Here is a 26957-nt window from a genome sequence, read left to right on the forward strand (position 1 = left end):
CCACGGACCCGGCGTGTCTTCATGGGTCGGCCTTTACTTACGCGTTGCTTACAAAGCCTCGCGAGCCTTCCCGATGGTCGATCACGCGTGTGATCCAGGGGTACCTTTTTTACTTTGCCTTTAGAAACCGGAGGGGGAACATCCGCAAAGGGCCGATCCGCCCCCTCCGTCGCCTTCGCCCCGAACGGTCACTTCTCCGCGGCCAGTCGCGCCACGACCGCCTCGACCTCGCCGCCGGCCTTCTCGCCGGCCGCGATCCGCGTCACGTTCTCCGGCACCTCACCGGCACCCGCGCCCTCGTCGACCACGACGAACCGGACGCCGCCGTTCTTCGCCGCGGCCTCCGTCGCCGCCGTCACCTGGGCCGGGCCCGAGGCCACGACGATCTCGCAGTCGCGCTGCACCAGCCCGTTGAGGAACGGGCGCGCGTTCGCCACCGTCCGCTCCCCCATCACCGGCACGTACGTCACCCGCACCCGCCCGTCCGCGGAGGCGCGCTGCATGCCCTCCCACAGGGGCGCGGCGGGAGCGCCCGACACGATGCCCCGCTCGTCCGTCAGGAGGCAGGCGTCCCGGTCCGCGTAGGCACGGGACCGGGGGTCCGGGGGCGTGCCGCGCTCGTCGCCGACGGCGCCGGAGACGAGCCGGGCCCCGAGCAGCCCGAGGAGCACGACGAGGACCGAGCCGACCGCCCAGCCGGCCCGGCCGCGCAGCATCCCGGCCGCCGCCGCGAGCACGTCGGGCGTGGTGGAGCGGGTCTCCGCCTTGGGGGCGCGGGTGCGCCACGTACGCCTGGTCTTCACGCGGCCCGTCCCTTCCCGCGCGCGAGCAGGACGTGCGCGGCCGCGCCCACCGTGGAGAGGGTGAGCAGCAGCAGGTCGAGGAGGAAGGCGCCGCCCGAGGTCTCGACGGGGGTCAGCGCGATCTGGAAGCCCCAGCCGACCGAGACGGCCGTGAACAGGAGCGCGGCCAGCCACTCGGCGCGGGTCCCCCGGTACAGCGCGAGCGCCAGCGCGGGCACGAAGCCGAGGACGCCGAGGCTGAGCACCGGCACGGCGGCCAGCGCCGCCCGGGCGGCGAGCGGGGGCGGCCCCTCGCGGCGCGGGGCGGCGCCCTTCTCCAGGACGACGGGCTGGTTCACGGGTCGGGACCTCTCAGGCTCGCGGCCGCGCGCTGCTTTGCGCGCGCGTACGACAGGGGACGCCGTACGGTACAGCGCCCGCCCCGGAGATCACCCCGCGGGGCTCCTCAGAGCTCCGCCCCGGCGGTCACGCCACCGCGTGCCGCACCCACACGTTGGGCTCGACGTAGACCGCGTAGCCGCGCGCGGCCTCGCAGTGGACGGGCAGCAGCGCGCCCGGGACCTCCACGGGGCCGTCGGTGTCGAAGGGCAGCCCGGTCCACTCGCGCCACTGCTCCAGGGAGCCGGAGACCGTCATGGACGCGGGCGCGACCGCCTCGATCCGGCCGCCCGCGCGGACGTGGACGCGCAGCCACGGGTCGTGCGGCAGCCCGTCGGACTCGCGGGTGCGGAAGGCGTACTCGTGGATGGAGGCGGCGGCCTCCAGGTGCTTGCCGTTGGGCCGGACCGGCGCGACCAGCTCGGAGAAGCCGCGCCGGCGCACGTTCTCCCGCATCGCGGCGAGCATCCGGTGTGAGATCCCGCGCCCCAGGGCGCCGGTGTCGACGGTGATCTCGATGGCGCTCACCGTGTCCGGGGCGTGTCCGTGCCGCAGGTCGGAGAAGGCCCACAGGAGCACCTCGTCCCAGCCCCGGTCGGGCAGGGTCCGCCGCCCGTCCGCGTGCAGCCGGAAGGGCACGCTGAAGCCGCGGGCGACGACGGAGCCGTCCGGGTCGGTGGCGACGAGCACGTACTCGGGGAACTCGCGGACGATCCGGCCCATGTGGGACCAGCCCACCGGGTCGTACATCATGAACTCGGGCCAGAGGTCCTTCATGGACCACATCGGCCCTTCGAGCTCGGGCCGCTCGGCGAGCGTGGTGATCGTCAGTTCCTGGTCCATGCCCGCAGGCTAGAGGGGCCCTGACGGTACGCCAACCGATTATCGGACTGGCGGTTCACCCGCCGCACTGCCGTGCCATCGCCGTCCGGTCCGGGGCGGTCACCGGCAGCTCGTACTTCTCCGCCACCTGCGCGAAGCGGACGGCGTAGGCACAGCGGATGCCCTTGGCCGGCGGCAGCCAGGAGGCCGGACCGGAGTCGCCCTTGGCGGAGTTGGCGCGGCCCTGCACCGGCAGCAGGTTCAGCGGGTCGTTGGCGAGCCGCCGCCGCTTGGCGTCGGACCAGCGGGAGGCGCCCATCTGCCAGGCGTAGGAGAGCGGGACGACGTGGTCGATCTGGACCTCGGCGGCCTTCTGCTTGCGCCAGTCGATGGTGGTGCCGGTGTACGGGTCGTCCAGCGTCATCGCCACGACCACGCAGTCCGAACCGTCCCGGAAGCGGAGGTCGCGGCCGTCGCGGCGGAGCAGGTCGTTGCGGGTGTCGCAGCCGTTCCGGGCGAACGGCACGCCGTCGGCCTTGTCCATCCAGGCGTGCCCGAACGCGTCCCGCGCGTACCCGGTGCGCGGTCCGCGCCCCTTGGTGGCGAGCCCTTCGATCAGCGCGCGGGCCCGGGCGCGCTCGGCCTCCGCCGTCACCGGCGCGAGGCCCGGCCGCGTGCCGTCCGGGTTCCGGAAGGGGCCGGCGACCCGGCCGGCGGGCGCCGGCCCGCCGGAGGACTCCTGGCCGCCGTCGCCGGGCAGGGCGCACCCGGAGAGCAGGACGAGGCCGGCGAGGGCGGCGGCGGGAGCGGCGGCGCGGTGGGGCTTTCGGCGTATCAGCACCCGGGAATCCTAGGCGTGAAAGCGCCGATAGCGATCATTTCATCAGATCTTGCCGATCCCGAGCGTGTTCTCCGAGGGCAGCAGGCCCGAGCCGATCGCGGCGAGCCAGGGCCCGCCGAGGAGTTCGGCGAGCCGGGCGGTGGCGTCCGGGCCGAGCGCGGCCCAGGGCGCGGCGGCGAGTTCGTCGGTACGCCGCTCGACCTCGGCCCGCAGCTCCCGGCCGGCCGGGGTGGCGGTGCCCTCGGCGTCCACGAGGCCGCGCCCGGCGAGCCGTTCGCGGGCGGCCGCCCACTCCTCCTCGCTCCAGCCCCGGCTCGCGAAGACGCTCTCGGGCGCGGCCCCGACGGCGGCGAAGGACACCAGCGCCTCGACCGGGTCGAGCCCCGCCGCGAGCAGCGCGGCGACGTGCCCGTCGCCCCGGTGCTCGCGCAGCAGGGTCGCGGCCTGCCAGAGCACGAGGTGCGGCGCGTCGGCCCAGTCCAGCTCGGCGTGGGCGGCGGCGAGCGGTCGCCCGGCGGTGCCGGCGGCCTCGGCGGCGCGGCGGGCGAGCCCGGCGGCCTCGTCGAGCCCGGTCACGTCGAGCAGCCCCCGGTAGCTCCGGTCCACGCCCCGCAGCCGCGCGGCGAGCACCGCGCCGGGCGTGGCGGTCTCCCAGGCGGCGGGCACGTACCGGGCGACCATGGCCGGGCTGAAGCTGTAGAAGGCCGAGGCGACCCGGGCGGGTCCGACGGGCCCCAGCGGGGCGGCCCGCCAGGCGAAGTAGGCGGGCCAGCGCTCGCCGGTGTCGTAGCCGAGCGCGGCGGCCTCCTCGAACGCCTCGGGGGCGTAGTAGTGCAGGGCGTGCAGCGGTTCGAGCAGGTGCCACATCTGGCGGGTGCGAGCGGTGTCCATGGGGACCTCCGGGACGACGGTGCGCGAATCTAGCCACTGACAAGACTGCGCCCGGCCGGGGCAACTTGTCAATGACTAGATACGGGCTAGGCTGCGCCCATGACACCTCGGAGCACGGAACGCGGCACCTACCACCACGGCGACCTGCGCCAGGCGGTCCTGACGGCGGCCCTGGACGTGATCGCGGCGGACGGCCCCGGCGCCCTCAGCCTCCGCGACCTGGCCCGCCGGGCCGGCGTCTCGCACGCCGCCCCCGCCCACCACTTCGGCGACCGGACCGGCCTCCTCACCGCCATCGCCGCCCAGGGCTTCGGCCTGCTCGCGGACGCACTGGCCGGCGGCGCCTCGCTCGCGGACCGGGGCCGGCGCTACGTCCGCTTCGCGGCGGACCACCCCGCCCACTTCCAGGTCATGTTCGCCCCGGCGCTGCTGCGCGCGGACGACCCGGACCTGACCGCCGCCCGCGAGCGGGCCGGCGCCGAACTCCGCGCCGGCGTCACCGTCCCGGCCGGCCGGGACGCCCGGGCCACCGGCATCGCCGCCTGGTCCCTCGCCCACGGCTTCGCCACCCTGTACCTCACGCACAACGTGGACGACGCCGTGGGCGCCCTGCCCCCGGAGGAGTACTTCGCCTCCCTGACCGGCTTCCTCACCGGCGACCGCGAGACCGGGACCGACGGCCCCACGGACTGACTCAGTCGAGGATCGTCGTCAGGAACTCCCCGGTCCAGGCGAGCAGTTCGCGCCCGACCAGCGGCTTGCCGCCGATCGGACGGGTCGCCGGGCGCGGCACCAGGATCTGGTGGACGGCCGGCTTGATCACCGACTTCGGGTGGAGCCGCTTCAGCCGCAGCTCCTGCGACTCCCGCAGCTCCACCGGGGCGAAGCGGATGTTCGGGCCCTGGAGGACGATCTCCGCCACCCCGCAGGACCGCGCCAGCATCCGCAGCCCCGCCACCAGGAGCAGGTTCTCCACCGGCTCCGGCAGCTTGCCGTAGCGGTCGGTCAGCTCCTCCCGGACGGCCTTGATGTCCTCCTCCGAGTTCGCCGAGGCGATCGCCCGGTAGGCCTGGAGGCGCAGCCGCTCGCCGGGCGCGTAGTCGTGCGGCACGTGCGCGTCGACCGGCAGCTCGATCTTGACCTCCAGCGGCGCCTCCTCCTCCGCGCCGCCCTCCAGGGAGGCCCGGTAGTCGGCGACGGCCTCGCCCACCATCCGCACGTACAGGTCGAAGCCGACGCCCGCGATGTGACCGGACTGCTCGCCGCCGAGCAGGTTGCCCGCGCCGCGGATCTCCAGGTCCTTCATCGCCACGTACATGCCCGCGCCCATCTCGGTGTGCTGGGCGATGGTCGCGAGCCGCTCGTGCGCGGTCTCCGTGAGCGGCTTCTCCGGCGGGTAGAGGAAGTAGGCGTAGCCGCGCTCGCGGCCCCGGCCGACCCGGCCGCGCAGCTGGTGCAGCTGGCTGAGGCCGAAGTTGTCGCCGCGCTCCACGATCAGCGTGTTCGCGTTGGAGATGTCGATGCCGGACTCGACGATCGTCGTCGACACCAGCACGTCGAACTTCTTCTCCCAGAAGTCGACCACGACCTGCTCCAGGGCGCTCTCGCTCATCTGGCCGTGGGCCGTGGCGATCCGCGCCTCCGGGACGATCTCGCGCAGCCGCGCCGCCGCCCGGTCGATCGAGTCCACCCGGTTGTGGATGTAGAACACCTGGCCCTCGCGGAGGAGTTCGCGGCGGATCGCCGCGCCGATCTGCTTCTCCTCGTACGGGCCGACGAAGGTGAGGACCGGGTGCCGCTCCTCCGGCGGAGTGGTGATCGTGGACATCTCCCGGATGCCCGTCACCGCCATCTCCAGCGTCCGCGGGATCGGCGTCGCCGACATGGTGAGGACGTCGACGTTGGCCCGGAGCTTCTTCAGCTGCTCCTTGTGCTCGACGCCGAAGCGCTGCTCCTCGTCGACGATGACCAGGCCCAGGTCCTTGAACTTGGTCTCGGAGGCGAAGAGCCGGTGGGTGCCGATGACGACGTCCACCGAACCGTCCTTCAGCCCCTCCAGGGTCGCCTTGGCCTCCGTGTCCGTCTGGAACCGGGAGAGCGCGCGGACGTTGACCGGGAACTGCCCGTACCGCTCGGAGAAGGTGCCGTAGTGCTGCTGGACGAGGAGGGTCGTCGGCACCAGGACCGCGACCTGCTTGCCGTCCTGCACCGCCTTGAACGCGGCCCGCACCGCGATCTCCGTCTTGCCGTAGCCGACGTCGCCGCAGATCAGCCGGTCCATCGGGACCGTCTTCTCCATGTCCTCCTTCACCTCGGCGATCGTCGACAGCTGGTCGGGCGTCTCCGCGTACGGGAAGGCGTCCTCCAGCTCCCGCTGCCACGGGGTGTCGGGGCCGAAGGCGTGGCCGGGGGCCGCCATCCGGGCGCTGTACAGCTTGATCAGGTCGGCGGCGATCTCCTTGACCGCCTTCTTCGCCCGCTGCTTGGTCTTCGTCCAGTCCGCGCCGCCGAGCCGGTGCAGGGTGGGCGCCTCGCCGCCGACGTACTTGGTGACCTGCTCCAGCTGGTCCGTCGGGATGTAGAGCCGGTCGCCGGGCTGGCCGCGCTTGGCGGGGGCGTACTCGACGAGCAGGTACTCGCGGGTCGCGCCCTGCACCGTGCGCTGCACCATCTCCAGGTAGCGGCCCACGCCGTGCTGCTCGTGCACGATGTAGTCGCCGACCTCCAGGGTCAGCGGGTCGATGGTCTTGCGGCGCTTGGCCGGCATCCGCCGGCCGTCCTTGCCGGCCGCCTTCTGGCCGGACAGGTCGGTCTCGGTCAGCACGGCGAGCTTCAGCGCCGGGTCGACGAAGCCGAAGTCGATCGAGCCGCAGGCCACGTGCACGACGGCCGGGTCCACGTCCGTCAGGTCGCCCGTCAGCCGGGCCGGGACGCCCTCGCCACCCAGCACCTCGACGGTGCGGGACGCCGGACCGTGGGCCTCCGTGACGTACACCGTCCGCCAGCCGTCGGCCAGCCAGCCCTTGGTGTCGGCGAGCGCGCGGGCGGTGTCGCCGCGGTACGCCTCCGGGGCCCGCATGCCCAGCGTGAGGGTGTCGCCGTCGGCCTCGGCGTCCGCCGCGAACGGCGACACCGACCACCACATCATCCCCAGCTCCCGCGCCCGGTCCCGGACGTCCGCGATCCCCCACAGGGAGGCCGCGCCGACGTCGATCGGCGCCTCGCCGCCGCCGGCCGTCGCCGCCCACGACGCCTGGAGGAACTCCTGGCTGGTGGCGACGAGGTCCGCGGCCCGGGTCCTGACCCGCTCCGGATCGCAGACGACCGCCATCGACCCGGTGGGCAGGACGTCGAGCAGCAGCTCCATGTCGTCGACGAGGACCGGCGCCAGGGACTCCATGCCCTCCACCGCGATGCCCTCGGCGATCTTGTCGAGCATCTCGCCGAGCTCGGGGTGCTCCTCGGCGAGGGCCGCGGCCCTCCTCCGCACCTCGTCCGTCAGCAGCAGCTCACGGCAGGGCGGCGCCCACAGGCCGTGCTCGGCGACCTCCAGGGAGCGTTGGTCGGCGACCTTGAAGTAACGGATCTCCTCGACGTCGTCGCCCCAGAACTCGATCCGGAGCGGGTGCTCCTCGGTCGGCGGGAAGACGTCCAGGATGCCGCCGCGGACGGCGAACTCGCCGCGCTTCTCGACCAGCTCCACGCGCGCGTACGCGGCGGCCGCGAGCCCCTCGACGACGTCGTTCAGATCCGCCGTCTGCCCGGTCCTCAGTGCCACCGGCTCCAGGTCCCCGAGCCCCTTCACCTGCGGCTGGAGGACGGACCGGACGGGCGCGACGACCACGGAGAGGGGCCCCGCGGCCGGGTCGTCCGGGCTGGGGTGGGCGAGCCGGCGCAACACCGCGAGGCGGCGGCCGACGGTGTCCGAGCGGGGCGAGAGCCGTTCGTGCGGCAGCGTCTCCCAGGACGGGTACTCGACGACGGTGTCCGGGTCGAGCAGCGACCGCAGCGCGGCCGCCAGGTCCTCGGCCTCCCGGCCGGTCGCCGTCACCGCGAGCACCGTCCGCCCCGAGTCCCGGGCCAGCGCGGCCACGGCGAAGGGCCGGGCGGCGGCCGGCCCGACCAGGTCCACGTGCGGACGGTTCCCGTCGAAAGCGGCCGTCATCGCCTCCTCAAGGGCCGCGTCCTTGACGACGAGGTCGAGCAGACCGTGCAGGCTCATGGATTTCCATCCCGATACGTACGAGAGCGAACGGACAAGCGGGCAAAGCGGACAACGCGAACGGCCCGACACGTCGTACGGGCCGGGGCCTCCCACCCTACGACGCCGGGCCGACACCGGCGCGGGGGACGGCCCTCACCGTCCGGAGTGATGGCGTCACTCCGGACGGTGAGGGAAGCGGCGGCCGATCGGGCGACCCCGATACCCTTAGTCCGACGCTTAGTCCACCTAACTGTGAGAGGCCGCGATGGAAGCAGCCCGGCAGTACAACGTCCACGACGCGAAGACCCACTTCTCCAAGATCCTGGAGGCGGTCGCCACCGGCGAGGAGGTGATCATCAGCAAGGCCGGGGAGCCGGTCGCGAAGGTGGTCCCCCTCCGAGGGAAGGTCCGGCGCACCGCGCGGGGCTCCCTCACCGAGCCCGTCGTCTTCCACGACGACTTCGACGACCTCTCCGATGACCCCGGCTTCGCCGAGGCGTTCGGACTCGACGGCACGGAGGACGACTCCGAGTGAAGCTGCTCGTCGACACGCACGTCGCCCTCTGGTGGCTGCTGGACTCCCCGCAGCTGACCGACGAGATCAAGGATCTCCTCGACACCGAGGAACACGCCCACCTCAGCGCGGTCACCCCCTGGGAGATCGCCATCAAGCAGGCGCTGGGCAAGCTCGAAGGCCCCGCCGACCTGCCGGAGCGGGCGGCGAACTCCCAGCTCAGGAACCTGCCCGTGACCGGGCAGCACGGCATCGCCGCCGCCCGGCTCCCCCACCACCACCGCGACCCCTTCGACCGCATCCTGGTCGCCCAGGCGCGGGCCGAAGGGCTGACGCTCGTCACCCGGGACAAGAACATCCCGCTCTACGACGTGCCGGTGCTGTCCGTCTGAGGGCAGTCGTACGGCCCCGGTGCGGGATGCCGCACCGGGGCCGTACGCGTACCGCCGCGTCCGCCGTTAGTCGCTCGCGATCGCGTTCAGGACGTTCATCCGGCCCGCGCGGAAGGCCGGGACCAGGGCCGCGAAGAGGCCCACGAAGGCCGAGCCGACGAAGACCGTGGCGATCGTCGGCCAGGGGATCTCCAGGACGCCGAAGCCCTCCAGGGCGAGGAGCTGCTGGGCCGCCGTGCCCCAGCCCATGCCCAGGCCGAGTCCGAGCAGGGCGCCGAAGAGCGCGATCACCACCGACTCCAGGCGGATCATCCTCCGCAGCTGGCGGCGCGAGAGACCGATGGCCCGCATGAGGCCGATCTCGCGGGTGCGCTCCACCACCGACAGGGCCAGGGTGTTCACCACGCCGAGGATCGCGACGACGATCGCCAGCGCCAGCAGGCCGTAGACGATGTTCAGGAGCTGGCCCACCTGCTTCTGCAGGGACTCCTTGTAGTCGGCCTGGTCGGCGACCTTGTACTGGGGGTACTCCGCGAGCGCCGTCTTCAGCGACGCGTACGCCGCCTCCTCCTGCCCGTCCCGGGCGCTCGCGAGGAGCAGCACCGGGGCCGGCATCCGCTCGGCCGGCACGTGCGCCCGGGCGGTGGTGACGTTCGTGTACAGGGCGCCGTTGTCGACGTTCCCGCTGTCGACCGTGATCGCCACGACCTTCAGCCTGGCCGTCGAGCCGTGCGCGAAGGCGACGGAGAGGGTGTCGCCGACCTTCACGCCGTGCGCCGTCGCGTAGTCGCTGCCGACGGACATCGCGCCCGGCCCGAAGGCGGCCGCCAGGTCACCGGAGGCGACCTCGCGCTTCAGGTCCCGCGGGTACTCCGGCTCGGTCGCGGCCAGCCGCTCCCGGGAGACCTTGCCCGCCGGGTCCGTGATGCGCACGTCGACGGGCCGGTACTCGGTGACGTGGTCCAGGCCCGCCACCTTCTCCACCGCGGCCTGCGCCTGCGGCACGATCGGCGCGCCCATCGGGTGCTGCACGATGTAGTCGGCGCCGACGGACCGGTCCAGCTCCTCGGTGGCCGAGGCGACCATGGAGGAGCCGACGACCGAGAGGCAGGCGACCAGCGCCAGGCCGATCATCAGGGCCGCGCCGGTCGCGCCGGTCCGGCGCGGGTTGCGGAGCGCGTTCCGCTCGGCCATCCGGCCGACCGGTCCGAAGACCCGCAGGACGACCGCGCCGAGCACCCGGACGACCCCGCCCGCGAGGACCGGGCCGACGACGACGAAGCCGAGCAGCGACAGCACGATCCCGACGCCGAGCCACAGGGACCCCGTACCGGCCTTCTCGGCCTGAGTCGCGGCCCACAGCGCGCCGCCGCCGGCGAGCGTCAGCAGCAGGCCGAGGGCGCCGCGGAGCCGGCCGGCCCGCCCGTCGGCGGGGGTGCCCGCGTCGCGCAGGGCGGCCATCGGGGAGACCTTGCCGGCCCGGCGGGCCGGGACGTAGGCGGAGAGGACGGTGACGAGGACGCCGAGGGCGAGGCCGACGACGGGGGTCGTCCAGGCGACGGTGAGGTCGCGGGTGGACAGCTCCATGCCCATGGTGGACATGAGCTCCATCAGGCCGACGGCGAGGCCGACGCCGGCGGCGACACCGGCGACGGAGCCGATCACGCCGAGCATGACCGCCTCGACCAGCACCGACCGGTTGATCTGCCTGCGGCCGGCGCCGATGGCCCGCAGCAGGCCGATCTCGCGGGTGCGCTGGGCGACCAGCATCGAGAAGGTGTTGACGATGAGGAAGACGCCGACGAGGAAGGCGATCCCGGCGAAGCCGAGCATCGCGTACTTCATGACGTCGAGGAAGCCGGCCACGTCCTCCCGGCCCGCGTCGGCCGCCTCGGCGGCGGTCTGCAGCGTGTAGCCGCCCCCGAGCGCGGCGGCGACGTCCGCCTTCAGCGTCTCGTCGGCGACGCCCGGCTTCCCCTCCACCATCACCTGCGTGAACAGGCCCTCCTTGCCGAGCAGTTGCCGCTGCGCGGTGGCGGTGTCGAAGTAGACGACGGTGGCGCCCGGGTTGGTGACCTTGAACTCGACGATGCCGGAGACCTTCGCGGTGAAGTCACCGGCGGCGGAGATCGTGCGGAGGGTGGCGCCGAGCTTCAGGCCGTGCTTGTCGGCGGTGCCCCGGTCCACGACCACGTCGGTCGGCCCGCGCGGCTCGCGGCCCTCGGCGATCTCGACCGAACGGAGCTCGTACGGGCTCCAGTTGGCGGCGATCGTCGGCGCGCCGCTGGTCGGCCCGACGTTCTTGTTCCCGGCGTCGACGACGGTGACGCCCAGCGAGGTGACCGAGCCCTGCGCCTCGGCGACGCCCTTCGCCTTCCGCACCTCGGCCACGACCGAGGCGGGGAAGGACTCGGGGCGGCCGGTGTCCGGGGACTCGTCCGACGGGTCGGCCCCCTTCGGGGAGACCGTCACGTCGGAGGCGGTGACGGCGAAGAGCTTGTCGAAGGTCGTGTTCATCGTGTCGGTGAAGACCAGCGTGCCGGACACGAACGCGACCGAGAGGAGCACGGCGACGGCTGAGAGCGCCATCCGGCCCTTGTGCGCGAGGAGGTTTCTCAGCGAGGTGCGGAAGACGGTCACGACGTCCGCCCGCGCGCGTCGAAGTCCTTCATACGGTCGAGGACGGCGTCGGCGGTCGGCCGCTCCATCTCGTCCACGATCCGCCCGTCCGCCAGGTAGAGCACCCGGTCCGCGTAGGAGGCGGCGACCGGGTCGTGGGTGACCATGACGATCGTCTGCCCCAGCTCGTCCACCGACTGCCGCAGGAAGCCGAGGACCTCGGCGCCGGCCCGGGAGTCGAGGTTTCCGGTCGGTTCGTCCCCGAAGATGATCTCCGGCTTGGCGGCGAGCGCCCGCGCGACGGCGACGCGCTGCTGCTGGCCGCCGGAGAGCTCCGTCGGCCGGTGCTTCAGCCGGCCGGCGAGCCCGACCGTGTCCACGACCCGGTCCAGCCACTCCCGGTCCGGCCTGCGGCCGGCGATGTCCATCGGCAGCGTGATGTTCTCCAGGGCGCTCAGCGTCGGCAGCAGGTTGAACGCCTGGAAGATGAAGCCGATCCGGTCCCGCCGCAGCTGGGTGAGCTTCTTGTCCTTGAGCCCGGTGATCTCGGTCTCGTCGAGGAAGATCTGCCCGCCGGTGACGGTGTCGAGCCCGGCGAGGCAGTGCATCAGGGTCGACTTGCCGGACCCCGAGGGCCCCATGATCGCGGTGAACCGGCCGCGGGCGATATCCACGTCGACGTGGTCCAGCGCGAGGACCCGGGTCTCCCCGGAACCGTACGCCTTGACGACCTGTCGCGCCCGCGCGGCGACGGCCGTAAGTCCTCCGGTTCCCCCGTGCCTGGGGGTGGTCACAGCCGTGGTCACGGTCTTCTCCTAGGGAATCGGGTGCGAGTGGCTTGTAAGAACAAGCTAAGAACGGACCCGGCCGGTTCTCGTCCTCCGCCGGAACGACCGTTCCCTGGCCCGTATGAGGGAGGTCCCCCTAGGGGTTCCTCGGCCCCTGGTCGGAGTGAGACCCTGTCCGCGCACATTTAGGTGTACGAAGAAAGGAAGCGTCGCGTGGTGACAGACGGGAGAACGGCCCCGAGACGGACCGGCCGGGAGAAGCCGCCCGCGGACCGCCGGCGCGGCGCCGTCGTCGCGGCGCTCATGCTCTGCATGGCGCTCGCCGCCCTCGACGGCACGATCGTCGCCACCGCCGTCCCGCAGATCGTCGGCGACCTCGGCGGGCTCTCCGTCTTCTCCTGGCTCTTCTCCGGCTACCTCCTCGCCGTCACCGTCACCCTCCCCGTCTACGGCAAGCTCAGCGACACCTTCGGCCGCAAGCCCGTCCTCGTCGCCGGCACGGTCCTCTTCCTCGTCGGCTCGCTGCTCTGCGCCGCCGCCTGGAACATGGCCGCCCTGATCGCCTTCCGCGTCGTCCAGGGCCTCGGCGGCGGCGCCCTCCAGGGCACCGTCCAGACCATCGCCGCCGACCTGTACCCGCTCGACGAACGCCCCAGGATCCAGGCGAAGCTCTCCTCGGTCTGGGCCACCGCCGCCGTCGCGGGCCCCGCGGCCGGCGGCCTCCTCGCCGGGTACGCGGACTGGCGCTGGATCTTCCTCGTCAACCTGCCGGTCGGCGGGCTCGCCCTCTGGCTGATCCTCCGCCACCTCAGGGAACCCGCAAGGGCCCCCCGCACCGTCCCGGTCCGCGTCGACTGGCCGGGCGCGCTCGGCGTCTTCGCGACCGGCGTGCTGCTGCTGACCGCCCTGGTGCAGGGCGGCGTCGCCTGGCCCTGGCTGTCGGCGCCGTCCCTGGCGCTGCTGGGCGGCGCGGCGCTCTCCGCCGCCGTCACGGTGGTCGTCGAGCGCAGGGCGGCGGAGCCGATCATCCCCGGCTGGGTGTGGCGGCGCCGCACGATCGCCGCCGTCAACGTGGCGCTCGGCGCGCTCGGCCTGCTGATGGTCGCCCCGACCGTCTTCCTGCCGACCTACGCGCAGTCGGTGCTCGGCCTCGGCACCGTCGCCGCGGGCTTCGTCCTCTCCGCGTGGACGCTGAGCTGGCCGATCACGGCCGCCTTCTCCAACCGCGTCTACACCCGCATCGGCTTCCGGCTGACCGCCGTCCTCGGCATCTCGGGCGCCCTGGCCTGCCTGCTCGCCTTCCCGTTCCTCCCCTACCCGGGCGAGGCGTGGCAGCCGGCCCTCCTGATGCTGGTGCTCGGCGGCTGCCTCGGCTTCTTCCAGCTGCCGCTGATCGTCGGCGTGCAGTCCACCGTCCCGTACGAGGAGCGGGGCACCACCACCGCGTCCGTGCTGTTCTGCCGGCAGGTCGGCCAGAGCCTCGGCGCGGCGGCGTTCGGCGCGGTCGCGAACGGCGTCCTCGCCGCCCGCCTCGGCGCCGACACGGACCTCGACTCCCTGGCCGGCTCACTCCACACCACGGAGGCCGTCCGCCGGGCTGTCGACGCCGCCGTCGACATGGTCTACCTCGGCGCGGCGGGCGCGGCGGCCCTCGCCCTGCTGGCCCTCCTGGTCCTGGCGCCGCGCCGCTTCCCGGTCCTGAAGGAGGGCACGGGCGACCTCAGGCCGTGAGGGCGGGGACGAAGCCGTCCGGCAGCCGGGGCGGGGTGCCCCGGGTCCACACCACCCGCAGCGCCGAGGCGGCGATCCGCCACCCGTCGGCCGTCCGGACCAGGTGGTTGTCGACGTGCCCGGCGGAGACGAACAGACCGCCCGACCCGTCCGCCAGGACGTGCGTGCTCAGCTGCGCGCCGCGCGCGGTGGCCCGGTCGCCGTCGACCTCGACGACGAGGTCGGTGCCCATGTGCACGGTCCGGTCGAACAGCGCCATGGCCTGCCGGACATGAGCCAGGAGGGCGTCCCGTCCGCGCACCGCGCCGATGGGCATCTCGGCGGTGACGTCCTCGGTGTGAAACGCGTCGGCCCACGCCTCGTCGAAGACGCCCGCGTCCAGGGACCGCAGATAGCGGCCCATCAGGTCGGTGATCTCGGCACGGTCGGTCAGGGCCCGCAGCTGTCGCCGCATCTCTTCGGTGTCCATGCGGAAACTCTCGTCCCTCAAGTCCACTTGAGGTCAAGCGCCTCTCGCAGAGGACACGGGGGCCCTGCCCGTCCGGCGCGGACAGGCAGGGCTCCGGTACGTACAAGCGGCGGCTGTACTACTCCGCCGAGGTGAGCCCGAGGAACCCGGCCCACGCGTCGCGCGAGACGCGCAGGGCCGGCCGGGCCACGTCCTTGGAGTCACGGACGTGCACGGCGCCCGCACCTGCGGCGACCTCGACGCACTGGCCGCCGTCGCCACCGCTGTAGCTGCTCTTGAACCAGGCGAGAGATTCCGTGCTGTTCATAGCTCTCCTAGCAACTTCTCGACAAACTCCAGCGACTCTCGCGGGCTGAGAGCCTGCGACCGGATGATCCCATAGAGGGCCGCAGCGAGAACGGCCTGCTCGGGGTCGGTCTCCAGGGAGCTGTTGCCCTGGACTTCGGCGTAGACGAACCTCTTGCCGTCCTTGCGGGTGACGACGGTGAACGGCCCTTCCAGGCCCGCGTTGTCCACGCAGTCGAGTGGCATGACCTGGAGTTCGACGTTCCTCCGCTGTCCGATGAGGAGAAGGTGCTCCAGCTGCCCGCGCAGCACCCCTCCGCCACCGACCTTCCGTCGAAGCACCGATTCGCACATGACGAAGCTGAGGAAGGGCGCGGGGTGCCGGTCGAAGATGTCCTGCCGGGCGAGGCGGGCGGTCACACGCTGCTCGATCATCTCCACGTCGACCGGCGGGCGGCGATTGCCCACCAGCGCCCGCATGTACTCCTCGGTCTGCAGCAGACCGTTAACCACCAGGGTGTCGTACGCCAGCAGCTCGATCGCCTGCTTCTCCAGTTGCGCCATCCCTTGGAAGAACACCGGGTACTGCGCCCGCTCCAGCTGCTCCTTCCAGACCTTCAGCAGCCCGCCCGCGTCCAGTACGTCGTCCGAGCGGTCGATCGCCCTCGGCGGCGGGATCCTTCTCCCTTGCTCGAAGGACGCGATGGACGACGCCGAGTAGCCCAGCCGCTTGCCCAGCTCCTCCCGCTCCATCTTCGCCCGCACCCTCAACGTCTTCAGGCTCTGCCCGAACGCCGCCACCACACCTTGAGCGGACTTGTCGGCCGTTGCCAGTTCTTCCGTCATCGCGCCCTGCCCCTCGTACCGGCACCGACACCCCACGTACAACCGCATCGCGTCAGTGCGTCACCACTGGTCACGCTACGCCACCAAGAGGAGCGTGGAGGGCATGACGAGCAACATCGACAGCCCCACCGGCAACGCCCAACTCACTTCCCTCTCCCCTTACTTGGGCTCCCGTGCCTTCGCCATGCGGTTCACGTCCACTCCCCGGGGCGCGCGGCTCGCGCGGCGACTGGTGGCCGTCCGGCTGGACGAGTGGGGCGTGCCATACGGGACCGAGGCGCACGACGGCGTCGTCCTGGTCGCGGCCGAGCTGGCGACGAACGCGGTGCGGCACGGGCGGGTGCCGGGGCGGGACTTCCACCTCTCGCTCCGCGTCACGGAGGCGCCCCGGCCGGTCGCGCGGGTCGAGGTGAGCGACACCCGTGCCGAGCGCGTACCCCACCGCCCGGAGGAAGCCGAACTCGGCGACGGCGGGCGCGGGTTGCTGCTCGTCGCCGGGCTCGCCCAGCGGTGGGGGTGGCATCCCCGGCCCGGCGCGCCGGGGAAGACGGTGTGGGCGGAGTGCGCGCTCGCCTGAAGGCGGGGCGGAATAGCCCCGTACGGCGGCCGGTTGGCCCGGACATGCGACCCGCCCCGGAGAGCCCCGACTCGCTCCACCCCCTGCTGGCCGGCCGGTTCAGCCCTTCCCGCTTCGACCCGTCGGCCGCCGTCGACGACCGGACGCTGGGGCTGCTCCTGGAGGCCGCCCGCTGGGCGCCGTCCGCCGGCAACTCCCAGCCGTGGGGCTTCTTCACGGCCCGGCCCGGGGAGCCGGACCACGCGCGGCTCGTCCCCCACCTGGCGCCCAGCTCGGCGCGCTGGGCAACGGACGCGGGACTGCTGGTGGTCACGCTCACGCGCCGGTACGTCGGAGACCCGGAGATCCAGTACTCCGAGTTCGCCGACTACGACCTCGGCCAGGCCATCGCCCACATGACGGTGCAGGCGCAGGCGATGGGCCTCTCCGCCCACCAGTTCCGCGCCTTCGACCTGGACGCCCTCACCAAGGAACTGGACCCGTCCCCCGGCTGGGCGATCGTCTCGATGGTGGCCGTGGGAAAGGCGGCCGGGGAGGCGCCGGCCGGCCGCCTCCGCCGCAGCGTCGCCGACCTGCTGGCGGCGCCGTGGACGGAGGCGGAGTAGCGGAGGGGAGCCGACGGGTCAGAACAGGTCGACCCCGACCCCTGGGGCCAGGGACGTCCAGCGGGGCGACTTGAACGGAGCCCGCCAGTCGCCCGTACCGGTGTAGAAGACGTCGCCGGTGTCACCGGAGGCGAGGAAGTCCTGCCGTCCGTCGTCGTTCGCGTCGCCGATGGCGGTGAACTGGCGGAACGCCCCCCAGCCGCCGCCGATCCGCACGCGCTGCGCGAACGTGCCGTCGCCCTTGCCGAGGTACAGCCACAGCACGCCCGTCCGGTCCCGGGCGACCAGGTCGCCGGCCCCGGCGCCGCCGAGGTTCCCCGTGGCGGTGAGGTCGTTGTAGATCCCCCAGCCGCCGCCGACCCGCTTGCGGGTCTTGAACGGCGCCGACGCGTTCCCGGTGCCGGCGTACAGCCACAGCACGCCCGCCCGGTCGGTGGCGACGAGGTCCGCCCGGCCGTCGCCGGTCAGGTCGGAGCCGCCGGTGATCCGGTCGTACACGTTCCACCCGCCGCCGACCCGGACGCGCGGGAGAAGCGGATACCGCACGTCGCCCGCGCCCTGGTGCAACCAGAGCACGCCGCCCCGGTCCCGGGTGACGACGTCCGCGAGCCGCGAGCCCGCGACGTCGCCGACCGACTCCAGGCGGTCGTACGCCGCCCAGCCGAGTTCGCGGCCGAACTCCGCCTTCTGGAAGGCGTAGGGCGCCCTGGTCTCCGGGTCGAGGACGAGGTCCACGGCCTCTACGCGCCCGCCGGCCCGCGTCAGCAGCTCAGGCGAGCCGTTGCCGTCGAAGTCGTGCAGCCCGACCGTGCGGCGGACGGTGAACGTCCCGTAGTCGCGGACCGGCTCGCCGAGCCCGCTGAACTGCGTCGCCTCGAACTTCCAGCTGTACCGGCCGGCTTCGGCGGGCCGACCCGGCGTGTTGAAGTCCTGGCCCTTCCAGGTGAAGCCGATCCCGTCCGGCCCCATCGGCACCAAGTCCCTGATCACGACCGGCTCGTCGCCGCGGGGGCCGTCCATGCGGGTGATCGTGACGCGTGCGTTCCCGACCCGCCCGGCCAGCTTCCACCGGAGCAGTTCCGACTTCGTCCGGCTCAGGTCGATCGTGGCCGGCACCTCGGCGCCCCCGTACACGAGGACGGACGGCTCACCCGTGCTCGCGACGAGCTCCGCGACGGGCAGCCCCGCCGCGTCCAGGGTGATCCGGTACAGCCCCTCGCCGTGCTCGACCGAGCCGCCGCGCGCCATCAGGGACCCGCCCGGCCCCGGCACGAGCCAGCCCATGGTGTCGAGGACCCGCACGGGCGTCCCGCTGCCGTCCGCGCGCTCCGCCATCAACGGCCCGCCGTCGCCGACCGTCTGGGGCCGGGTCGTCCCGCCGTGCACCAGCCACCCGCCGAGCAGGGCGTACGGGTAGGAGGCCGCGACCTCGGTCGTCCGGACCGGCCCCGTCCCGCCGGTCCCCCGGGCGGCGACGGCCACGCGGGACGGAGCCGTCTCGTCCGGCCAGGCGACGTACGACTCCGAGACGGAGACGGGTGCGCTGTTGTAGGGATCGGCCCGGGGGAAGTCGTCGGTGACCGCGGCCGAGGCGACGTCGAGGACGCTCCGGGTGTACCGGGGAGCGCTGTCCGGTCCGGCCACGACGACCAGGGCGGCCGTGGCCGCGGTGGTCTCGGTGACCCGGAACCCCCTGGTGTCGGCGGGAAGCCCCGCCACCGGGCGCTGCTGCGGGCCGTCCGGGCCCGGCGTGACCAGCCGCCCCTCCACGGTCCCGTCCGCCTTCGCCAGGTGGGTGACGAGGGTCCCGCCCACGGCCCCCTGGTAGAAGTACCGCTCGCCGTCCTCTGCCAGCGCGTCGAGGTCCACGACGTACGGCTGCGCCCCCGAGGCCAGGTCGCGGACGGTGAACACCCGCGCCTCCCGCAGCGAGGTCGGGTGGTTCCCCGTCACGAGGACGTCGGAGGCGCCGACGACGTACCGGTCGCCTGTCGGCGCGTCGTGCACCACCTGAGAGACGCCGGTCGCGTAGGAGGTCCAGCTCACCGTGTACCGGAACCGTGTGAAGAAGCCCTTCTCCCCTCCCCCGAGGAGTTCCGCATACCCCGCCGGGTACGGCACCGTCGTCCCCTGCCCGTCCTGGGCCGCGAGCGGTGCGGACGGCGCGGCGAACGCCGGGGCGGTGACGCCTGCGGCGGCAAGGGCGACGGTGAGAGCGGCGGCGGCGATTCTGCCGCCGCGCGGACGTGCGTAGATCATGTGTGCGGGTTCCCCTCCCCTGATGAAGATCGAGAGAGTACCGCCTCCGGCCTTCAGGGACGGCGCGGTCTCCGGGGCGAGACGCAGAACGGGTGGCCCGCCGGGTCCAGCAGGACGCGCCAGCGGCCGGAGGCGGGCTGGGCCGGCGGGAGGGTGGCCCCGAGGGCGGTCAGGGCGGTCACCGCCGCGTCGACGTCGTCGACCTCGAAGTCGAGGTGCAGCTGGGCCGGGACCTCGCCGTCCGGCCAGGTCGGCGGGCGGTGACCGGCGGACCGCTGGAAGCCGAGGACCAGACCGTGCTCCCCGACCAGCCCGGCGAAGTCGGCCCCGGAGCGCTCGTGCAGCGGCAGGCCGGTCGCCTCCGCGTAGAACGCGGCGAGGGCGAGCGGGTCGGGGCAGTCCAGGTTCACGGCCGTCAGTCGCATCTCCATGGCGGGAGCCTAGGAGCCGGTGGTCTTGCCCTCCGGGGCGGGGTTCGCCGCCGGTCCGGCGTTCTCCGTGCCTTCCGCGTCCTTCGCGTCCTCCGTGCCCTCCGCGTCCGCCGCGCCCTCGGGAGCCGCCTCGCCGCGCTCGTCCTCGGCCGGCGCCTCGCCCCGCTCCTCGTCGCGGGATGCCGGCGCCGTCACCCGGCCCGTCAGCGCCGCCAGCGAAGTGCGGATGTGCTCCATGTGCGCGTGGATCTCCTCGCGCGCCTCGTCGTGCTCGCGCAGCACCCGGTCCGTCTCGCGCTCGGTGCGCTCGGCCCTCATCCGGGCCTCCGCCAGGATCTCCTCCGCCCGCGCCTCGGCGTCCTCCTGGCCGTGCCGTGCCTCCTCCTCGGTGCGGGCGAGGGCGCGGCGGGCCTCCTCCAGGCGGGCCTCGGCCTCCGCGACCTGGGCGGCGTGCCGGGCGTCCAGCTCCGCCGCGGCGGTCTCGGCGGCGCGCTCCGCCTCGGCGCGGCCGGTGCGGTGCTCCTCGGCCTGCCGGTCGAGGAGTTCGGCCGCGCGGTGCACGGTCTCCTCGTACGCCTCCGCCGCCGCCGTCCTGGCGCCCTCGGCGTCGCGGCGGGCGATGGTGGCGAACTCCTCGGCCCGCTCCCGGGCGGCCTCCAGGGTCGCGCGGGCCTGCGCCTCGGCCGCGGCCCGTACCCCCTCCGCGTAGGCGTCGGCCGCCTCCCGGGCCTCGCGGGCCGCCGCGTCCGCCGCCTCCGCGAGCGCCTGGGCCTCCGCCTCGGCGGCGCGGACGAGCCGCTCGTCCTCCTGCTCCGCGAGCCTCAGGATCTGCTGGGCGGCCTCGCCCAGCTCCTCGTACCGCTGGGGCTTCAGCGCCGCGACGACCTCCCGCAGCGCGGCCAGCTCCGCCTCCATCTCCTTGGCGAGGACGGTGAGCCGCGCGGCCCGCTCCCACGCCTCGTCGCGGTCCCCCGACAGCGCGGCGAGGTAGCGGTCGACCTGCTCCGGGCGGTACCCCCGCCCCCGTCCGACGGCGAAACTCATCCTGCGCCCCTTCCCTCCGGTCCCCTCCAGGATGCGGCATAACAACGGACAAAAGGCGCCCGACGTGATCACACATCGAGCGCCCTTCGTCACATTCCGCCTAACCCGGCGTCAGCCGAGACAACAGCCGAGGCATCAGCCGAGGCGTCAGAGCAAGCCGTCCCACATCTGCTCCAGCAGCACCGACCACCAGTTCTCCGGCGACGACAGCGCCGCCGGATCCAGCATCGCCAGCTGCGCCTGGAAGTCGACCGTCCAGCGCCCCGCCTGCTCCGGCGTCAGCCCGAACCGCAGCCTCCACATCCGGCCGAGCAGCGCCATGGACCGCACGAACTCCGGCAGCCCGGTGTTCACGAACTGCGGCGGCACCGACGCCCCGCCGGGCCCGGCCTCCACCGGCACCGCCACGATGTGCGCGGTCCCGTACTGGACGCAGATCGCCCGCCCGAAGTCCGAACCGAGCACCAGGTACGAGCTCGCGTCCGGCGCCGCCTGCACCTGCCGCTGCTGCGCCAGCTCCGCCAGCGTCGGCACCACCGGCAGCGCCGGCTGGGCCCAGAAGAACGGCCCGAAGTCCGCCGGCAGACCCGCCCACATGAGCGTCACCGCCACCAGCTCCGGCACCCCCTGACGGGACACCGCCCGCTGGTCGAACCGGAGGATCCCCGGCCCGAACGCGCCCGCCAGCTCCTGCGCCACGCCCTCCGGCGGCACCGGCGGCGCCGGCTGCACCTGCGGCAGCGGAGCCCGTACCGGCGCGGGGCGCGCCGGACCGTCCGCCACCTGGTGCAACTCGCCCTGGTGGGTGAGCAGCTGACGCATGCCCTGCTGCCGGCCGGCGTGATCCCGGCCGTACGGGGCGATGCTGGTGATCCGCGCCTGCGGCCACGTCTCGCGGATCATCCGCGCGCAGTAACCGCCGGGCAGCTCACAGGACTCCAGCTCCGTGTGCAGTTCGAGGACCTGCTGCGGCGGCACGCCGAGCCCGCGCAGCTCGTGCAGGATCTGCCACTCCGGATGCGGGGTGCCCGGCGCCGAACGCCGGATGATCTGCTGTTCCGAACCGTCCGGCGCCCGGTACCGCAGCACCGCCTGGTACCCCGGCCCCACCGTCGGCACCCCGGCCGGCGGCTGCTGCGGATACCCGTACGCGGGAGCCGGCCCCGGCGCGGGGGCGGGCGCGGGCGGCTGCGGCGCGGCCGGGGCGGGCCCCGGCGGCGGCAGCGGGGCGCCCGGACCGGCCGGACCCGGCTGGGCCAGCATCGTCGGCGCGTGCTCGATCCCGTGCGCCGGCGTCCCCGGACCGCCGGGCGCGCCCGGCGGCGGAGGCGGAGGCGGCGGCGTCTGACCGCCACCGGGACCGGCCGGCCCCGGGTGGGCCAGCATCGTCGCCGCGTGGTGCACCGGCTGCGGAGGCGTCGCCGGACCCGGCGGCGCGGGCGGCGGAGGCGTCCCCGGCCGCCCCGGGACGGGCGGCGGCGTCTGCGGCGTCAGCTGCGTCGGTACGTAGGCGGGCGCGGGCGCCGGCCCGCCCGAGGTCCCGCCGGGCACCCCCGGCGCCCCCGGCGGAGGCGGCGGCGCCACCGGCCCGCGGGCGGCCGCCTTCTTCGGCGGCAGCGTCGCCTTGCTCGTCGCCGCGTCCGCGATGTCCCCCGCCCCCGGCACGACCGGCGGAACCGCCGGCGGAGGCGGCGTCGCACCCGGCGGAGGCGGCATCGCGCCCGGTGCCACGGGCGGCGGCGTCGCACCCGGCGGCGGAGGCGACGCCGGGTCCAGCCGCGGCGCCACGGCCGTCTTCGGCAGCGCGCTCCCGCCCTGCATCAGCGCCGTGGGCGCGTCCGCGCCCACCACCGGCGCCGGCGCGTCCTCGTCGTCCGCGCCCGACAGCGGCGGCGCGAACACCGTCGCCGGCAGCGGCACCCCCTCCACCCCGCCGGACGACGCGTTCGCGTCCACCCACGGACTGGCCGGCGCCGACGCGGGAACCCCGTCCATCGCCGTCGGCTCGTACTCCGCGTCCGACTCCTCCGACGACACCGAGGAGGACGAGGAGGGCACGGCCGACAGCGGCGTCGGCGACGCGGGCGTCTCCGGCCCGGCCGGCCCCGACCCCACCGCACGCCCCTCCGACGCGCCGGACTCCGCCGACGACACCGAACCGGCGACACCGCCCGTGTCGGCGTCGGCCTCGGACTCCGCCTCGCCCCGCTCCTCCTGCGAGGCGTTCGGCCGCTGCGGCAGACCGATCTTGTCCGCCGCGTCCTGCAGCCACTCCGGCGGACTCAGCAGGAACGACGTCTGGTTCAGGTCGATCCGCGCCAACGGCGCCGACGCGGCCGGCGCCGCCTCCTCACCGGCGGCCCCGTACTCCTCCTCGTACCGCCGGATCACCTCGCCCACCGGCAGCCCCGGCCACAGGGTGCCCTCGCCCGAGTCCCGCGCGATCACCAGCCGCTGCCGGCCCGTGTCCGCCGTCGGACCACCCTCGCGGTCCTCCGCCCACACCACGAAACCCAGCGCGAACTCCCGCACCCGCACCTCCTGGTGCTGGTACGGAGGCAGGTCGCCGTTGATCCACTCCTCGGCGCGCTCCTGCGCCTGCGCGAACGTCACCACAGCCGGCTCAGCCTCCCACCGGGACCACGGGCACCGCACGCGCGAACCCGCCGTCCACCATCAGGTTCGCGACCGTCTCCAGCTCCGGCGGATTGCCCGCCAGCCGCAGCAGAAACGCGTCGAAGTCCACACCACAGGGCAGCAGCAACCGCTCCACCCGCTCGTTCACCGACCAGCCCGCGGCCTCCTCGCCGGAGTCCCGCACGTCGTCGTACGCGCAGAACCACACCGAACCGACCGCCGTACCGCGCACCTTCACCGCGATCAGACCGCCCTGCACGAAGGCCACCCCCAGGTAGTCCTTCGTCAGGTGGTCCCGCAGACACTTGTTGACGTAGACGAGGTCGTTGACCCCCGCCTCCTCGCGCACCGTGAAGAACGGCTGGTCCACCAGGAGCCCCAGCTCCGCGTCGAGCGCCGCGCCCACCGGAGCACAACCCCCCGCCGCCTTCAGGAACGAGCGGTACGCCCCCGGCAGCCGGTAGCCCAGGTCCTCCTCGACGCCCTGCAGCTGCTGCTCCGACACCGCCACCCGGCCCTTCGGCAGCCCGAAGTGCACCGGACGCGTCTCCTGCAGCGGCCGCGTACCCCGCTTCGCGTGGTCCACCGCCGCCGTCGCCACACCACCGTGGTGCCGCAGCAGCGCCTTCACCTCGACCGGCACCAGCTCGAGACGGCGCGACCCCGCCACGTGGTGCCACGTCCAGCCGTGCGGCGTCGCCACCGCCGGAATCGTGTCCCACAGCTCGTGACCGGTCGCCGCCATCGCCGCGTTCGCCGACACGTAGTCCGTCAGCCGCAGCTCGTCGACGCCGAACCCCTCCGGAGGCTCCGCGATCTCCGCCGCCGCGCGCGCGTACGGAGAGAAGTCCGGGAACCCTCGCTCGTCCACCCGCACCCCGCGCGGATGCCGCGAGGCGCGCACCGGATCCGGGAAACGCACGACCTGCCCGGCATAGGCCGCGTTCGGTGGCGCGGACTGCCCGAGCCGACCTGTCGTCATGGCGGTTGCTCCCTGCATGGCGTCACTGGCTGCTGCTTGCTCCTGCTGCCGGACGCCACTGCACGCAGCCGCGCCCGACCGATCCCGCACAGCCTATGCGCTGCCACAAGACCACGAACCGGCCCGCGCCCCCACCGGCCCACCCCGCACACGCACCGTCACCAACCGTCACGAAGCCATGACGGGGCGACCACGGCTCCGACACACCGACGAGCCGAAACCCCCACCCAGCTTCCCCACATGGCTCCCTATTTGGCAGGCTGTGCAACGCAACTCGGGGGATTGCAGGAGGGGAAGACCAGCACCATGTACGCCAGCACGACGCCCACGCAGGGTGACCCACGCCTCAACTGGAGCAGCGACACCGACCACGGTCGCGCCCCCTTACTGCTCCACCGCCGCGACGGCATCCTCCCCGCCGTCGGCGCCGCCCTGTCCGTCCGCGGCGAGACCCTCACCTGCACCGCCGGCCGCGGGGACACCCCGCCCGTCCTCCACGCCCTCGTGCAGGACTTCCTCGACACGCTCACCAGCGGCCAGCGCGAACGCTTCACCGGACGCTGTCCCGAGGCCATCCTGCTCTCCCGGCACCTCAGCGCCGCCGAGAACAACCGCTCCAAGCGCGCCCAGCGCAAGCCGCTCACCGCCGGCGAGGCCCGCCGCAGCCTCAAGCACGCCAAGATCACCGCCCGCCGCATCCGCGAGGACGGCGACCCGCTGCACGGCAGCTACGCCGCCCCCTGCCGCTCCTGCGCCGCGCTCCTCGACCACTTCGGCGTGCGCACCGTCACCCCCACCGAGAACGGCTGACCCGGCCCATGTCCGACACCACCCGCTTCCCCGTCAACGTCGACGCCGCCCTCCGCGACGCCGGCTGGCAGCCCGGACGCTGGGACATCAAGCGCGCCGAGGAATGGGCCGACACCCTCCGCGCCCACGTCTCCCCCGCCGGCCACCGCCACAGCGTCTTCCCCGCCGCCGTCGAGGCCTGGGCCGAATTCGGCGGCCTCCGCCTCACCGCCCCCGGCCACGGGCGCCAGATAGCGCCCGCCACCCTCCACTTCGACCCGCTCGCCGGCCTCCACCTCGCCCGCACCCTCGCCGACCTCGGCCGCGCCCTCGGCACCGAACTCGCCCCCCTCGGCGAGGAGGGCGACCACCAGGCCGTCCTCGCCATGGACGCCGAAGGCCGCGTCTACAGCCTCGACCACGCCGGCGACTGGTACCTCGGCCGCGACATCGACGCCGCCCTCGCCACCCTCGTCACCGGCACCCAGCCCACCCGCCTCACGGCCGGCTAGGTCGTTTCTTTCGGATCAGGCCGGATCAGGGAGCGGCGTCTGGTGCGTGCGCTCGCAAGGCGGAGGAGGGAGCCGACGCGGAGCGTTGGCGACCGACGACAACGCCGCGAGGGTGCGTGCCAGGCGTCGCGAGCCCGGCATGATCCGGAAGAGACGGCCTAGCCCCCGACCGGGATCACCGCCGACACCTTGAAACCCCCGGCGTCCGTCGGGCCCGACACGAAGACGCCGCCCAGCCGCGCCACCCGCTCCTTCATCCCCACCAGGCCGTTGCCCCCGCTCGGCAGCCCCGCGTCCGCCGCGCCCGCGTCCGACGGACCGTTCTCCACCTGCATCGCCACCTCGGACCCCCGGTGCGCGAGCCGCACCACCACGTCCGCGCCCGGCGCGTGCTTGTGCACGTTCGTCAGCGCCTCCTGCACCACCCGGTACGCCGTCCGCTCCACCTCCGGCGCATACGCCCCCGGCTCCCCCAGCTCCACCAGCTCCACCGCGGTCCCCGCCAGCCGCGACTCCTGGCACAGCTCCTCCAGGGCACCCAGGCCCGGTCCCGCCGCCGCCTCCGCGGCCGCCGCGGCCGCCCGCCCCACCGCCGCCAGCGGCACCGCCGCCGGAGCCGCCGGACCCACCGCCGGCGCCTCCTCCCGCAGCACCCCCAGCATCTCCCGCAGCTCCGTCAACGCCTGGCGCCCCATGTCACCCACCAGAGCCGCGTTCCGCACGGCCTTCTCCGGATCCTTCAGCGCCACCGCCTGCAACGCCGCCGCGTGCACCACCATCAGCGACACCCGGTGCGCCACCACGTCGTGCATCTCCCGAGCGATCCGCCGCCGCTCCTCCTGCCGCGCCCACTGCGCCCGCTGCTCCGCCCGGTCCGCGAGCAGCGACAGCTCCTGCTCCAGCGAGTCCGCCCGCTCCCGCAGGCTCTCCATCAGCCGGCGCCGCGCCCCTATGTAGAGCCCGAACAGCAGCGGCGGCGCGTTCAGCCCCAGGGTCATGAACAACGCCATCACCGGCACGTACCACGTGCTCGGATCGAAGTCGTCGGCCTGCGCGGCGATGTCCCGCCGCATCTCCACCGCCGTCACGACGAACACGGCGACCGTCGCCATCGCCGCCAGCACCGCCGTGTACCGCCGCGGCACCTCCGACGCCGCCAGCGTGTACAGCCCGACGATCCCCATCAGGAAGCCCATCTCGGCCGGCGCCACCGCGATCGACACCAGCACCACGGTGATCGGCCGGCGCCGGCGCACCAGCAGCACGGACCCCACCAGGAACCCGAACAGCGCCCCCAGCGCCGCCGGCGCCCCCGCCTTCCCGGCGAACGACACCCCCTCGGCGGCACACTCCACCGCCGACACCAGCGCCAGCCCGACATCGAGCACGACGCTCCGCCGCCGCTCCCACCACCACACGGCCCGCGCGCCCGGCGCGTCCCGATCTGCCCCCGTTGCGGTCATGCCCCCACCCTACGGGCGGCCGCCAACGATTTCCGTGGTCCGTCAACACCCCGCACACCAGTCCCTCGAACTAAC

25 protein-coding genes are annotated in these 26957 nt (G+C 74.0%); 8 read left to right on the forward strand and 17 right to left on the reverse strand.

Annotation, left to right across the window (positions count from 1 at the left end; all coding sequences use genetic code 11):
- Window positions 1-188 precede the first annotated feature (188 nt).
- From ABFY03_RS15530 to ABFY03_RS15550, 5 genes are all read right to left on the reverse strand, one after another.
- The gene (locus tag ABFY03_RS15530) at window positions 189-803 is read right to left on the reverse strand and encodes a type 1 periplasmic-binding domain-containing protein (protein ID WP_319007631.1); all 615 of its coding nucleotides are present in this window, start codon (window positions 801-803) and stop codon (window positions 189-191) included.
- Window positions 800-1141 (reverse strand): hypothetical protein, encoded by a 342-nt coding sequence (locus ABFY03_RS15535; RefSeq protein WP_319007630.1) that lies wholly within the window; start codon window positions 1139-1141, stop codon window positions 800-802. The genes ABFY03_RS15530 and ABFY03_RS15535 overlap by 4 nt, the downstream gene beginning before the upstream one ends.
- Window positions 1142-1268: 127 nt before the next feature.
- Window positions 1269-2024, reverse strand: coding sequence for an N-acetyltransferase (locus ABFY03_RS15540; protein ID WP_319007629.1), 756 nt, complete (start codon window positions 2022-2024; stop codon window positions 1269-1271).
- A 55-nt stretch (window positions 2025-2079) separates the two neighbouring features.
- Window positions 2080-2841 carry an HNH endonuclease family protein gene (locus tag ABFY03_RS15545; protein WP_346172255.1) on the reverse strand — a complete coding sequence of 254 codons (762 nt, stop codon included), beginning with the start codon at window positions 2839-2841 and terminating at the stop codon, window positions 2080-2082.
- A 45-nt stretch (window positions 2842-2886) separates the two neighbouring features.
- Entirely contained in the window at window positions 2887-3735 is an 849-nt protein-coding gene (locus ABFY03_RS15550; protein ID WP_319007628.1) for an SCO6745 family protein, read from the reverse strand.
- 99 nt (window positions 3736-3834) lie between these two features.
- On the opposite strand from ABFY03_RS15550, the gene ABFY03_RS15555 reads away from it, so the two are divergent.
- Entirely contained in the window at window positions 3835-4428 is a 594-nt protein-coding gene (locus tag ABFY03_RS15555) for a TetR/AcrR family transcriptional regulator (protein WP_319007627.1), read from the forward strand.
- Window position 4429: 1 nt separating this feature from the next.
- Here the strand turns inward: ABFY03_RS15555 and mfd are convergent, their stop codons facing one another.
- Window positions 4430-7957 (reverse strand): transcription-repair coupling factor, encoded by a 3528-nt coding sequence (gene mfd / locus ABFY03_RS15560; RefSeq protein ID WP_346170143.1) that lies wholly within the window; start codon window positions 7955-7957, stop codon window positions 4430-4432.
- A 247-nt stretch (window positions 7958-8204) separates the two neighbouring features.
- Between mfd and ABFY03_RS15565 the strand changes: the two genes are divergently transcribed.
- Both ABFY03_RS15565 and ABFY03_RS15570 read left to right on the forward strand, forming a co-directional pair.
- A complete protein-coding gene (locus ABFY03_RS15565; protein ID WP_346170144.1) occupies window positions 8205-8474 on the forward strand; it encodes a type II toxin-antitoxin system Phd/YefM family antitoxin in 270 nt (89 codons plus the stop codon).
- Complete coding sequence (locus ABFY03_RS15570) at window positions 8471-8845, forward strand: type II toxin-antitoxin system VapC family toxin (protein WP_346170145.1); 375 nt, start codon at window positions 8471-8473, stop codon at window positions 8843-8845. The genes ABFY03_RS15565 and ABFY03_RS15570 overlap by 4 nt, the downstream gene beginning before the upstream one ends.
- A 66-nt stretch (window positions 8846-8911) precedes the next feature.
- On the opposite strand, the gene ABFY03_RS15575 is transcribed toward ABFY03_RS15570, so the two are convergent.
- Together ABFY03_RS15575 and ABFY03_RS15580 are read right to left on the reverse strand one after the other, a co-directional pair.
- Window positions 8912-11485 carry an ABC transporter permease gene (locus ABFY03_RS15575; protein ID WP_346170146.1) on the reverse strand — a complete coding sequence of 858 codons (2574 nt, stop codon included), beginning with the start codon at window positions 11483-11485 and terminating at the stop codon, window positions 8912-8914.
- Entirely contained in the window at window positions 11482-12270 is a 789-nt protein-coding gene (locus tag ABFY03_RS15580) for an ABC transporter ATP-binding protein (RefSeq protein ID WP_319007622.1), read from the reverse strand. The genes ABFY03_RS15575 and ABFY03_RS15580 overlap by 4 nt, the downstream gene beginning before the upstream one ends.
- A gap of 198 nt (window positions 12271-12468) precedes the next feature.
- Here ABFY03_RS15580 and ABFY03_RS15585 point away from each other — a divergent pair, with 198 nt between their 5' ends.
- Window positions 12469-13983 carry an MFS transporter gene (locus ABFY03_RS15585; RefSeq protein WP_319007621.1) on the forward strand — a complete coding sequence of 505 codons (1515 nt, stop codon included), beginning with the start codon at window positions 12469-12471 and terminating at the stop codon, window positions 13981-13983.
- On the opposite strand, the gene ABFY03_RS15590 is transcribed toward ABFY03_RS15585, so the two are convergent.
- The 3 genes from ABFY03_RS15590 to ABFY03_RS15600 form a co-directional block, all read right to left on the reverse strand.
- Window positions 13973-14452 (reverse strand): nuclear transport factor 2 family protein, encoded by a 480-nt coding sequence (locus ABFY03_RS15590; RefSeq protein WP_319007620.1) that lies wholly within the window; start codon window positions 14450-14452, stop codon window positions 13973-13975. The two genes, ABFY03_RS15585 and ABFY03_RS15590, sit on opposite strands and share 11 nt — an antisense overlap.
- A gap of 118 nt (window positions 14453-14570) precedes the next feature.
- Window positions 14571-14759, reverse strand: coding sequence for a DUF397 domain-containing protein (locus ABFY03_RS15595; protein ID WP_346170147.1), 189 nt, complete (start codon window positions 14757-14759; stop codon window positions 14571-14573).
- On the reverse strand, window positions 14756-15583 hold the full coding sequence (locus tag ABFY03_RS15600) for a helix-turn-helix domain-containing protein (protein WP_346170148.1): 828 nt from the start codon (window positions 15581-15583) through the stop codon (window positions 14756-14758). Before ABFY03_RS15600 ends, ABFY03_RS15595 begins: the two co-directional genes overlap by 4 nt.
- A 103-nt stretch (window positions 15584-15686) precedes the next feature.
- Here ABFY03_RS15600 and ABFY03_RS15605 point away from each other — a divergent pair, with 103 nt between their 5' ends.
- Both ABFY03_RS15605 and ABFY03_RS15610 read left to right on the forward strand, forming a co-directional pair.
- Entirely contained in the window at window positions 15687-16160 is a 474-nt protein-coding gene (locus ABFY03_RS15605) for an ATP-binding protein (protein ID WP_346170149.1), read from the forward strand.
- A 44-nt stretch (window positions 16161-16204) separates the two neighbouring features.
- The gene (locus tag ABFY03_RS15610) at window positions 16205-16765 is read left to right on the forward strand and encodes a nitroreductase family protein (RefSeq protein ID WP_346170150.1); all 561 of its coding nucleotides are present in this window, start codon (window positions 16205-16207) and stop codon (window positions 16763-16765) included.
- Between the two features lie 18 nt (window positions 16766-16783).
- On the opposite strand, the gene ABFY03_RS15615 is transcribed toward ABFY03_RS15610, so the two are convergent.
- The 5 genes from ABFY03_RS15615 to ABFY03_RS15635 form a co-directional block, all read right to left on the reverse strand.
- Complete coding sequence (locus ABFY03_RS15615; protein WP_346170151.1) at window positions 16784-19024, reverse strand: hypothetical protein; 2241 nt, start codon at window positions 19022-19024, stop codon at window positions 16784-16786.
- Between the two features lie 53 nt (window positions 19025-19077).
- Entirely contained in the window at window positions 19078-19455 is a 378-nt protein-coding gene (locus ABFY03_RS15620; RefSeq protein ID WP_319007614.1) for a VOC family protein, read from the reverse strand.
- Window positions 19456-19464: 9 nt separating this feature from the next.
- Window positions 19465-20499, reverse strand: coding sequence for a cellulose-binding protein (locus tag ABFY03_RS15625; RefSeq protein ID WP_319007613.1), 1035 nt, complete (start codon window positions 20497-20499; stop codon window positions 19465-19467).
- Between the two features lie 147 nt (window positions 20500-20646).
- Window positions 20647-23115, reverse strand: coding sequence for an SUKH-4 family immunity protein (locus ABFY03_RS15630; RefSeq protein WP_346170152.1), 2469 nt, complete (start codon window positions 23113-23115; stop codon window positions 20647-20649).
- A gap of 7 nt (window positions 23116-23122) precedes the next feature.
- Window positions 23123-24118, reverse strand: a complete 996-nt coding sequence (locus ABFY03_RS15635) for an SMI1/KNR4 family protein (protein ID WP_319007611.1) — start codon at window positions 24116-24118, stop codon at window positions 23123-23125.
- A gap of 306 nt (window positions 24119-24424) precedes the next feature.
- Here ABFY03_RS15635 and ABFY03_RS15640 point away from each other — a divergent pair, with 306 nt between their 5' ends.
- Both ABFY03_RS15640 and ABFY03_RS15645 read left to right on the forward strand, forming a co-directional pair.
- Complete coding sequence (locus tag ABFY03_RS15640; RefSeq protein ID WP_319007610.1) at window positions 24425-24928, forward strand: YwqJ-related putative deaminase; 504 nt, start codon at window positions 24425-24427, stop codon at window positions 24926-24928.
- A gap of 8 nt (window positions 24929-24936) precedes the next feature.
- Window positions 24937-25419: an SUKH-3 domain-containing protein gene (locus ABFY03_RS15645; RefSeq protein WP_031007228.1), complete on the forward strand. Its 483-nt coding sequence runs from the start codon at window positions 24937-24939 to the stop codon at window positions 25417-25419.
- Window positions 25420-25577: 158 nt separating this feature from the next.
- Here the strand turns inward: ABFY03_RS15645 and ABFY03_RS15650 are convergent, their stop codons facing one another.
- Entirely contained in the window at window positions 25578-26882 is a 1305-nt protein-coding gene (locus ABFY03_RS15650; protein ID WP_346170153.1) for a sensor histidine kinase, read from the reverse strand.
- Between the last annotated feature and the right edge of the window lie 75 nt (window positions 26883-26957).

Source organism: Streptomyces roseofulvus, from assembly GCF_039534915.1.
In the GTDB taxonomy this organism is placed as follows: domain Bacteria; phylum Actinomycetota; class Actinomycetes; order Streptomycetales; family Streptomycetaceae; genus Streptomyces; species Streptomyces roseofulvus.

Excerpts from the sequence above, each read along its gene's own strand:
- ABFY03_RS15540 (WP_319007629.1), bottom strand. The coding sequence starts at position 2,024 with ATGGACCAGGAACTGACGATCACCACGCTCGCCGAGCGGCCCGAGCTC.
- ABFY03_RS15550 (WP_319007628.1), bottom strand. The coding sequence starts at position 3,735 with ATGGACACCGCTCGCACCCGCCAGATGTGGCACCTGCTCGAACCGCTG.
- ABFY03_RS15555 (WP_319007627.1), top strand. The coding sequence starts at position 3,835 with ATGACACCTCGGAGCACGGAACGCGGCACCTACCACCACGGCGACCTG.
- mfd (WP_346170143.1), bottom strand. The coding sequence starts at position 7,957 with ATGAGCCTGCACGGTCTGCTCGACCTCGTCGTCAAGGACGCGGCCCTT.
- ABFY03_RS15565 (WP_346170144.1), top strand. The coding sequence starts at position 8,205 with ATGGAAGCAGCCCGGCAGTACAACGTCCACGACGCGAAGACCCACTTC.
- ABFY03_RS15590 (WP_319007620.1), bottom strand. The coding sequence starts at position 14,452 with ATGGACACCGAAGAGATGCGGCGACAGCTGCGGGCCCTGACCGACCGT.
- ABFY03_RS15595 (WP_346170147.1), bottom strand. The coding sequence starts at position 14,759 with ATGAACAGCACGGAATCTCTCGCCTGGTTCAAGAGCAGCTACAGCGGT.
- ABFY03_RS15600 (WP_346170148.1), bottom strand. The coding sequence starts at position 15,583 with ATGACGGAAGAACTGGCAACGGCCGACAAGTCCGCTCAAGGTGTGGTG.
- ABFY03_RS15605 (WP_346170149.1), top strand. The coding sequence starts at position 15,687 with ATGACGAGCAACATCGACAGCCCCACCGGCAACGCCCAACTCACTTCC.
- ABFY03_RS15610 (WP_346170150.1), top strand. The coding sequence starts at position 16,205 with ATGCGACCCGCCCCGGAGAGCCCCGACTCGCTCCACCCCCTGCTGGCC.
- ABFY03_RS15615 (WP_346170151.1), bottom strand. The coding sequence starts at position 19,024 with ATGATCTACGCACGTCCGCGCGGCGGCAGAATCGCCGCCGCCGCTCTC.
- ABFY03_RS15620 (WP_319007614.1), bottom strand. The coding sequence starts at position 19,455 with ATGGAGATGCGACTGACGGCCGTGAACCTGGACTGCCCCGACCCGCTC.
- ABFY03_RS15625 (WP_319007613.1), bottom strand. The coding sequence starts at position 20,499 with ATGAGTTTCGCCGTCGGACGGGGGCGGGGGTACCGCCCGGAGCAGGTC.
- ABFY03_RS15635 (WP_319007611.1), bottom strand. The coding sequence starts at position 24,118 with ATGACGACAGGTCGGCTCGGGCAGTCCGCGCCACCGAACGCGGCCTAT.
- ABFY03_RS15640 (WP_319007610.1), top strand. The coding sequence starts at position 24,425 with ATGTACGCCAGCACGACGCCCACGCAGGGTGACCCACGCCTCAACTGG.
- ABFY03_RS15645 (WP_031007228.1), top strand. The coding sequence starts at position 24,937 with ATGTCCGACACCACCCGCTTCCCCGTCAACGTCGACGCCGCCCTCCGC.
- ABFY03_RS15650 (WP_346170153.1), bottom strand. The coding sequence starts at position 26,882 with ATGACCGCAACGGGGGCAGATCGGGACGCGCCGGGCGCGCGGGCCGTG.